The following is an 8,993-nucleotide window of genomic DNA, read 5'->3' on the forward strand; positions in this document are numbered from 1 at the left end:
GGCGGGATTATTTATAATAGCGACTATCACTTCCCTGCCGGAGTTCGCAACAGCTATAAGCGGAGTTCTTGAAGGATATCCCAACATGGTGATAGGAGATATACTCGGCAGTAATTTTTTCAATATAACCGCTTTTTCCCTGTTTTCCTTCGTTTGGTTTAACCTTTTGAAGAAAAGCGAGGATTCAGGAGCTTATAAGCTTATTGGATGGGGTTTGCTTTTTACATCTTTTACGATGTTTGGTATACTATTTAAGGTAAACCTTTTCCCCGTGTTTTTGGTGTATCCTTTGATTGTGATATCCATGTTTAAGCGCTCTGAAGGTGAAGCGGGTTCAAAAAGCTCCAGTGGGGGAAATGCTATATTGATTTATCTCTTCGGAAGCGGAACCCTCGTAGCAGTAGCAGGGTATTTTCTGATAGTCTCCGCTGGTAAGTTAGCGACGTTGACAAGCCTTACAAATACGTTTATGGGCACTTTATTTATAGCCGTTGTTACTTCGTTGCCCGAGGTTTCAACCTCTTGTGCTGCATTGAGAAGGGGGTCTTATAACTTGTTTGTTGGAGATCTTTTAGGAAGTAATCTATTTAACTTTTTTATACTTCCTATTGCTGCTTTTCTCTACAAGGGATCGATGATAAGTGAAGCTTCCTTAACGCATCTTATTACGTGTCTTGGCGTAATGATCGTGAGCTCAGGTGTTTTATTGCTGATTTCCCATAAGTGGAGAGCCTTAGGATTGGCTTTGCCATTGGTTTATCCTCTATTTATCTTCATGGTTAATAAGGGGGTAGAAGGCTTTGCTTGAATTTAGCGAGCTAAGCAATAAAACGTTAGTGGAGCTTCAAGCTATAGCTAAGGAATTCGGGGTTACGGGGTATACTCGTTTTAGGAAGCAGGAGCTGATATTTGAGATATTAAGAGCGCAGGCTAAAAGTAGGGGGTTTTTATTTGGTGGTGGGGTTCTTGAGATAGTTCCGGAAGGAATGGGCTTTTTAAGGACGAATGGTTATCTTCCTGGAAATGCAGATGTCTATGTTTCTCCCTCTCAGATAAGAAGATTTAACCTCAGGACGGGGGATATCGTTTGGGGGCAGACCAGGCCTCCTAAGGAGCAAGAACACTACTTTTCTCTCCTCAGAGTTGAGGTCGTTAACTTTGAAGATCCGGAAAAAGCGAGAATGAGACCTTTCTTTGATGAGCTAACCCCTATATATCCCTGTGAGAAGTTTATCCTCGAGAGTGATCCCAATGAGATATCCACTCGCTTAGTGGATCTATTCGCTCCTATAGGTAAAGGACAGAGAGGGCTTATAGTGTCTCCACCTAAAGCTGGGAAAACGACGCTTCTTAAGAATATAGCAAATAGTATAACCGCGAATCATCCAGAGGTTTTTCTTATAGTTCTTTTGATAGATGAGAGGCCTGAAGAGGTTACGGACATGAAGCGATCTGTCAGAGGGGAAGTCGTAAGCTCCACATTTGATCGGCCCGTTAATGAGCATCTTAAGGTAGCTGAGCTCGTTCTTGAGAAGGCAAAGAGATTGGTGGAGTATGGAAGAGATGTAGTTATACTACTGGATAGCTTAACGAGATTGGCGAGAGCATATAACCTTACAGTTCCGCCAAGTGGGAGAACTCTCTCTGGAGGAATGGATTCCGTAGCCATTCATTACCCTAAGAGGTTTTTAGGAGCTGCGAGAAATATAGAGGAAGGAGGAAGCCTCACAATCATAGCTACTGCTCTGATAGATACGGGTAGCAGGATGGATGATCTTATATATGAGGAGTTTAAGGGAACGGGAAATATGGAGATACATTTAAGCAGAAAGCTTGCTGAACAGCGAATATTCCCAGCAATTGATCTTAAAAAGTCTGGTACAAGGAAAGAGGAGCTTCTTTTAAGTGAAGAGGAGTTGCAAAAAGTTTGGCTTTTAAGGAGAAGAATGGCTGGGCTTGATGAGGCAGAGGTTCTGCAAATATTAATTAAGAAGCTCAGGGAGACGAAGACTAACGCGGAGTTCCTCCGAGCCGTTAAGTAAGGAGGTGCGAGATGAGAGGGCATTTTTCAAAATTTGTTATTTTTATGATAAGTCTTTCTTCTCTCTTTCTCTTCCTCTCCTGGAGGGAGTGTGAAAATCTTTGGGCGGTAAAGCGTGGGATATGTGAGGAGCCAAGATATGACTGGGAGAAGGAGGAGATAATCAAGTTTGCTAAAGAGGTACCGTATGATCTGGTAGGAGTAGATGTAAGTATAGGGGCAGGGATAGCTTCTGCTATGTCGCTTGAAGTTCCACCTCTTCCCGAGGTGAAAAGCTTGGTTTTCGTTGCTTTTAGCATGGAAGGGAATGTAGGAAGAGGCTTGGATGTTGGAATTTCCTTAAGTGATTTAAAAAACTTCTCGCTTGTTGGAGTAAAATACCTCTTTAAAGCGGGATTACCTCGCAGCGGAAGTCTCTCTCTTAAGGTTGATAGAGAGATAGAGACGAAGATTAAGAAAACCTCACCAGTAAAAGTTTTTACCTATGTTGTTAAGCCAGGAGATACTCTTTGGGACATAGCCAGAAAATTTAAGATAACTGTTGATACGCTTATAAGCGCTAATAAGCTTAAGAGGATAGATCTATTAAAAATAGGACAGGTAATAAAGGTTCCGAATGTTCCTGGCGTTTTTCATAAGGTTTCCAAGGGAGAAACTCTAAAAAAGATAGCGAGGATGTATAAGGTTAAGCTTGAGAGCATAAAGAAATATAATCCTAACGTAAAAACGCTTAAACCCGGAATGCTTGTGTTCATTCCAGGTGGTAAGCTAAAGCGTGGGGGTTTACCTTCAAGGCCCAGATGGCTTGCGTCTCGTCTTTCCCGAAAGAGGTTTATATGGCCAGTGTATGGGCGCATAACCTCTAAGTTTGGTTGGAGAAGAAGTCCATTTTCCCGAAGAATGGAGTTCCATCCAGGTTTAGATATAAGGGGGGCAGTTGGAAAACCTATAAGGGCTTCCCGGTCTGGGAGGGTTAAATACGCTGGTTGGCAAAGGGGATATGGGCTCGTTATAGTTGTAGATCATGGAGGAGGCTGGGAGACTCGATATGCTCACTGTAGCAGGATATACGTTAGAGTGGGTCAATATGTCAGGCAGGGGCAAATAATAGGAAGAGTAGGTAATACTGGTAGATCAACGGGTCCTCATCTTCATTTTGAAATAAGAAACAGAGGGAGGCCTGTTAATCCGCTTTATTATCTTCGTTAGTTAGCGGGGGGAAGGGAATGGACGATTGGAAGGAAGCGTTAGAAAGTCTCCGACGCGAGAGCGATTCATCTAAAAAGATAGAAATTCTGGATAGCTTAAAGCCCTTTGTTGGAGAGGATGAGGTAAGGAAAGAGGTAATAAATCTGCTATTAAACAGCGATGACAGGTTGATCAGGATAAAGGCAACTGAGGTATTAGAAGAGCTTAATCCTGCAAAGGAAGATGCAATAGAAGCTTTGATGAAATCTCTGCTTGAGGATGAGGATAGCTTCGTGAGAGGCTTTTCAGCAAAGGCTTTAGGGAAGCTTGGAGATGTGCGAGCTATAGAGGTCTTGAAAAAAGCTCAAGGGGATTCCGATGGTTTTGTTAAGCATTATGCGAGCGAAGCTTTAAAGGTTTTGGAGATGAGAGCTCGCTTCCTTGCCTTAATACAGAAAACGAAAGGGTGAAGAATGCATTGACTACCAAATATGTATTTGTTACAGGGGGAGTGTGTTCTTCCTTAGGAAAGGGTATCACTGCATCCTCAATAGGTGCTATATTAAAAGCAAGGGGTTTTAAAGTAGGCGCTCTTAAGTTTGATCCCTACCTTAATGTGGATGCGGGCACAATGAATCCTTATCAGCATGGGGAGGTATTTGTTACAGAAGATGGGGCGGAAACGGACCTTGATCTGGGACATTATGAACGGTTTATGGATATATGTCTGACATCAGATCATAACGTTACTGCTGGAAAAGTGTATCAGGCTGTTATAGCTAAAGAGAGACGGGGAGATTATCTCGGAGCAACAGTTCAAGTTATACCTCACGTTACGGATGAGATAAAGCATCGTATAAGAAGGGTTGCTAAGGGGTTGGATGTCCTAATAGTAGAGGTTGGTGGGACGGTAGGAGATATAGAGGGGTTACCATTTCTTGAGGCTATAAGGCAGTTCAGGATAGAAGAAGGATTTGAGAACACGCTTTATCTGCATGTTACGCTTGTTCCCTATCTTAAAGCAGCCGGTGAGGCCAAGACAAAGCCAACACAGCACAGTGTTAACGAATTAAGGAGAATAGGTATACAGCCGGATGTGATAATTTGCAGAACTGAGGGGGCCCTCTCTAAAGGTTCTATAAGGAAGATAGCGCTTTTTTCTAATCTCCCGGTAGAGGCTGTTATTGAAGCTAAAGATGTTAGGCTTATATATGAGGTACCGCTTTCTTTGGAAAGGGAGGGATTAGGAGAATTAATTTCGCGGAAGCTCTCGCTTCCTCATAGAGAACCGGATCTTTCCATGTTTGAAAACTTTGTTGAATCGTGGCTTAGCCCTTTGGGTGATGTTAAAATAGCCATAGTTGGAAAATATATAAAGCATAAAGATGCTTATATAAGCGTGGTAGAAGCCTTAACACATGCTACGGTATACTGGAGGAGAAAACTTAACATAAAATGGGTTGATGCGGAAGAGGTAGAGAAGAAAGGAAGCGAAGCTTTGTTAAAGGAGGTTGATGGACTTCTCGTCCCAGGAGGGTTTGGCTATAGAGGAATTGAGGGGAAAGTGGAAGCTATAAGATATGCGAGGGAGAGGAAGATCCCGTTTTTGGGGCTTTGCTTTGGGATGCAGTGTGCTGTTATAGAGTTTGCCAGAAACGTTTGTGGACTTGATGGAGCTAATACCACTGAGGTGGATCCCGACACCCCTCATCCCGTTATAGATCTCTTACCTGAGCAGCGTGCGGTTAAGGATCTCGGGGGAACAATGAGACTTGGAAGCTATCCATGCAGATTGATTAAAGGTAGCTTAGCTTATAATTCCTATGGTGAAGGGCTTGTTTATGAGAGACATAGGCACAGATACGAGTTTAACAACGAATATAGGGAATATCTTTCCTCCAGAGGCTTGAGAATAGCTGGTATATCGCCAAATGGGAGGCTGGTTGAGATTGTGGAACTTGAAGGACATCCTTGGTTTATGGGGGTCCAGTTTCATCCGGAGTTTAAGTCAAGGCCATATAGACCTCACCCTCTTTTTAGAGATTTTATAAAGGCTACTATGGCCAGAAAGGAGGAGATCCTATGAAGGTAAAGGGCATAGCGTTTATCGCAGTAATATCACTTGTCATTCTTTTTTCATTGCCCGTTTTTGGTGCTGATGAGAAAGCATTTATAGGCGACCTTATTAAGGTGGAGAAGCTTGTCTACGGTAAGCCTCAACAAGGGGCCGTTATAGAGAGGCTAAACAGGATAGAGAGGATGCTTTTTGGGCGAACTCTTCCGGGAACGATACTCGAGAGGCAAAGGAGGTTAATCGAGTTTGTGTTTGAGGGAACCGAAGATGAATATCCGCTATGCTTTAAGATAGCTTCTTTGGAGTGGCTTGTGCTTCAAGAGGTTTTTCCCGGTCCTCTTTCATCAAGGGTTGATAAGCTTGAGGAAATGATAATAGGGAAAGAGCAGACCGATAAACCTCTCGCATGGAGGGTAGAAAACCTGATAAAGCTTTGTGTCCCAAGCGGAGAAATAAAAATGGGAGAGGTAGAGCTTCCTAAGGAACAGCTTGTTAAAGTTACGCTCTTAACTCCTTTGGACTCAAGAAAAAATAAACCTGGAGATTTAGTTAGGATAAAGGTGATAAGCGATCTTATATACCATGGGGTTTTGGTAATTCCAAGAGGTTCCATTGGATATGGAAAGGTTGTAAAGGTCGAACGGGCTGGAAGCTTTGGAAAGGCTGGCAAAGTTAATGTGGAATTTAATCACGTTGAGGATATGTTAGGAGAGGAAATCCCTGTTTGTATGGGTAAGCGCGCAGCTGAGGAGAATAAAAGAGAGATGAAAGGAAGAGCGTGGGCAGTTGTAAGTAGTTTTGTAGGACTTGGTGTGTTTGGACCGGTCGGCTTAGTCGCGGGGGCTTTTGTTCATGGAGAAGAAGCAAAGATACCCGCGGGTGCTAAATTTTACCTGGAAACAAGCCAAGACGTGAAGGTTAAAGGACTCATAGTGAAAGAGGAGGAGGTAAAAAAAGAGATTGAAAAGAAAGGAGAGGGAACGAAGGAAGAAAAGGAGCCTAAACAGTAATTTCTTGATATCGGTAATTTTTTCTTTCATTCTTATATTATCGCTATGTTGGAACTCTTACGCTGAGGAAGCGTCCGCGGGAGATATTGAAGCCCTGAAAAGGAAATTTATAGATTTAATGAATAAGTGGGCCTCTTTCAGATGGGGCTTAAATTCGCTTGTTTATGTTCTCTACTATGATCCAACGATTCTTAAACCCTGGGTAGAATTGAATGCGAGTTTGAATAAATGGGATGAGTCTGAGAAGAGAAGCTTTGAAGATAGCGTCAAGAGCGCGCTTCAACTGGGTAAGGCTGCTGCCTTTTTAATAACCATTGAAAATATAGGAAAGAAACCGTTTTCGATAGCGCCGCTTTCTAAGAATCTCGTTCTTAAGGACTCTAAGGGGAGAGAGTATCATCCAATAAAGTTTGAACCTCAACTTGAATCTTCTGTTAACGGTAAGGTTCAGGGGTTGGTATTTTTCCCTAAGCTTCCCAAGGATGCGGGAAGGATAACGCTTAGCATAAAAGGTTTACCTGATGGAGCCATGTCTTTCTCTTGGATTCTATCTACTTCCGAGAAAGAAAGACTTGCAAAGGAGGAAAGGAAAAGGGTTATATCTTGGGAAGAACTTGCAAAGGCTTCATCCTCCAGGACTGAGAAGAAAGGTCCTAAGGAGGATAAAAAGGCTAAAGGAGAAGTAAAGGTGGTCAAACCAAAAGCTCAGATAAAGACGGTTATAAAGCCGACCCCTCCTAAAAAACCTGTGAAACCGGAGGTCAGCTCTAAACCCCTGAAGGTGAAGCTTCCTTCGCCTCCCAAGTCGAAAAAAGCGCTTCATAAAAAAGGTGTCGAGAAAATTCCTGTTAAGCTATTGCCGATAAAGAAAAAGGAGGAAACCGATCTAAGCTTTTTAAAGGGAAAGGTAAAGGAGATAAAGGTATTTGATCCGCAAGGAGTTTTAAAAGATTATATAGAAGCTTGGAAAGAGGGAAACTATAGGAGAATGTACTCGCTATTGTCTATTGAGAGTCGTAAAAAGATCTCATTCTTGAGATTCAAAAGGCTTGTGAAGGAAGGACCTCCCTCGTGGATCAAGGAAGGAAAGTATAAGCTTCTTCCTCCTAAGAAGACAAAGCGGGGAACCAGGATTACTCTTGTTGCGAGTGTTAAGCTTGGCTTTATTAAAATAATACAAACGAAGAGCTTCTATTTCGTTCTTGAGAAGGAGGGGTGGAGGATTCGATTTTAGATAAAAGAAAACTTTTGTGGATAGGCATTGGCTTAGGGGTTGTTTTTCTTTATGTACTTATGCTTATAAGCGACTTGAGTTTGCACAATGAGGGGAAGGATAATAAGGAAATAGAAGGGCTTTCTATGCAGGAAGTATTCTTTTGGAAAGAGCTGAAAGATAACAGGATACTGGAAATTTATGCGATGGAGATGAATAAAACCGATGATAGTGTTAGAGGAAAGGATATTAGCCTAAGACTTCTTGAAAAGGGAAATGGAAGAATTCTTTTGCTTATTAAGGGTACGAAAGGGGCCTATGATATCAATAAAGGAATGATATTTTTAGACGGAGGTATTACAGGTGTTTTTAGAAAACTAAAATGGAGAAGCGATTCTCTCGTATGGAATCTTATGAGTGATAAGGTGAAAGGAGCAGGTAATGTTAGTTTTCGGATAGATGGGTGGAAGGGAAGCGCATCTAAGCTAAGCATAGATGTGGTAGAAAAGGTCTTTGAATTTAAGGGTAATGTTAATATCATGAATATGGAGGGGAAATAAACCTGATGAGAAGGAAGCTATCAATATCGATTTACTTAGCGTTCATGTTTATTCTTTTTATTGGAAATGTATATGCTTATACGATGAAAAAAGATAATGCTGTGGAAATAAGCGCTGTGGCCTTATCTTACTTTCCCTCTGAAGCAAAAATAGTAGGAGAGGGAGATGTCTTCGTTAAGCAGGGAGACCTTAATTTATGGGCGGATAAAGTTATTTTCCTTATTGATAGAAAGGAAATTTTCGCCAAGGCTTTTTTAGGGAACAAGGTAAGGATAGCAAGAGGTAAGTACACTCTTTATGGAAGCGAGATTTATTATAACGCTTTGAAAAGAAGAGGTTTTGTTATAAGTGCGGAAGGAGAAGCGCGGGGAACAAGATTTTACGGTAGCAAGGTGGAGTTTGAGCTCATAGATACCATACCTGCGCATAAATTTCTGTTTTTTAGAACGAAACCAGTTAAGTTAAAAAAGCCTGATTTCGAAGTTACTATAATTCATGGTAAGTTTACAAGCTGTAGGCTTTATAAGCCTACTTATTTCATCTCTGGCGAAAGGATAGTGGTCTACCCCAATGGTAATGTCAGGGTTAAAAAACTCTCTCTTTTTATAGGAGGGCGGAAGGTGATTTCTCTCCCGTTTGACTACTCTTTTAACCTTCGAAGAGGTAGAGGTTTGATGATAATGCCCATGGTTGGGTATACAGCAAGTTTGGGCTGGTATGGTGGTTTCTATATAGGTGATATTGGGGACTCTCTCTCCTTTTCTACCGCTCTTTTCTATTCCGAGAGGCAAGGAATCGTTGGCAAATCTAATTTAGAGTGGACTTTTTCTAAAAGTTCAAAACTTTCGATCGATGTGGAGCGCTCTGAGGACTGGGATGATGACAGTACTATAAGATGGAGGACTGA

The 8,993-nt window shown here is 41.9% G+C and carries 9 protein-coding genes; all 9 read left to right on the plus strand.

The window, feature by feature from the left end; all coding sequences use genetic code 11:
* A partial coding sequence (locus tag J7M13_04630) for a hypothetical protein (GenBank protein MCD6363267.1) occupies window positions 1-808 on the plus strand: 808 nt, incomplete at its 5' end.
* On the plus strand, window positions 801-2,042 hold the full coding sequence (gene rho / locus J7M13_04635) for a transcription termination factor Rho (GenBank protein ID MCD6363268.1): 1,242 nt from the start codon (window positions 801-803) through the stop codon (window positions 2,040-2,042). The genes J7M13_04630 and rho, both read left to right, overlap by 8 nt.
* Before the next feature lie 11 nt (window positions 2,043-2,053).
* Window positions 2,054-3,250: a peptidoglycan DD-metalloendopeptidase family protein gene (locus J7M13_04640; protein MCD6363269.1), complete on the plus strand. Its 1,197-nt coding sequence runs from the start codon at window positions 2,054-2,056 to the stop codon at window positions 3,248-3,250.
* Between the two features lie 17 nt (window positions 3,251-3,267).
* Window positions 3,268-3,699, plus strand: coding sequence for a HEAT repeat domain-containing protein (locus J7M13_04645; protein MCD6363270.1), 432 nt, complete (start codon window positions 3,268-3,270; stop codon window positions 3,697-3,699).
* A gap of 8 nt (window positions 3,700-3,707) precedes the next feature.
* Window positions 3,708-5,315 (plus strand): CTP synthase, encoded by a 1,608-nt coding sequence (locus J7M13_04650; GenBank protein MCD6363271.1) that lies wholly within the window; start codon window positions 3,708-3,710, stop codon window positions 5,313-5,315.
* Entirely contained in the window at window positions 5,312-6,313 is a 1,002-nt protein-coding gene (locus J7M13_04655; GenBank protein ID MCD6363272.1) for a hypothetical protein, read from the plus strand. Before J7M13_04650 ends, J7M13_04655 begins: the two co-directional genes overlap by 4 nt.
* Entirely contained in the window at window positions 6,264-7,547 is a 1,284-nt protein-coding gene (locus J7M13_04660; GenBank protein MCD6363273.1) for a hypothetical protein, read from the plus strand. The genes J7M13_04655 and J7M13_04660 overlap by 50 nt, the downstream gene beginning before the upstream one ends.
* Entirely contained in the window at window positions 7,529-8,086 is a 558-nt protein-coding gene (locus tag J7M13_04665) for a hypothetical protein (protein ID MCD6363274.1), read from the plus strand. Before J7M13_04660 ends, J7M13_04665 begins: the two co-directional genes overlap by 19 nt.
* A gap of 5 nt (window positions 8,087-8,091) precedes the next feature.
* Window positions 8,092-8,993, plus strand: a 902-nt coding sequence (locus J7M13_04670; protein ID MCD6363275.1) for a hypothetical protein, incomplete at its 3' end; no start/stop codon positions are given.

It is taken from the genome of Synergistota bacterium, assembly GCA_021159885.1.
Taxonomy (GTDB): domain Bacteria; phylum Synergistota; class GBS-1; order GBS-1; family GBS-1; genus AUK310.

Excerpts from the sequence above, each read along its gene's own strand:
- J7M13_04645 (MCD6363270.1), top strand. The coding sequence starts at position 3,268 with ATGGACGATTGGAAGGAAGCGTTAGAAAGTCTCCGACGCGAGAGCGAT.
- J7M13_04655 (MCD6363272.1), top strand. The coding sequence starts at position 5,312 with ATGAAGGTAAAGGGCATAGCGTTTATCGCAGTAATATCACTTGTCATT.
- J7M13_04640 (MCD6363269.1), top strand. The coding sequence starts at position 2,054 with ATGAGAGGGCATTTTTCAAAATTTGTTATTTTTATGATAAGTCTTTCT.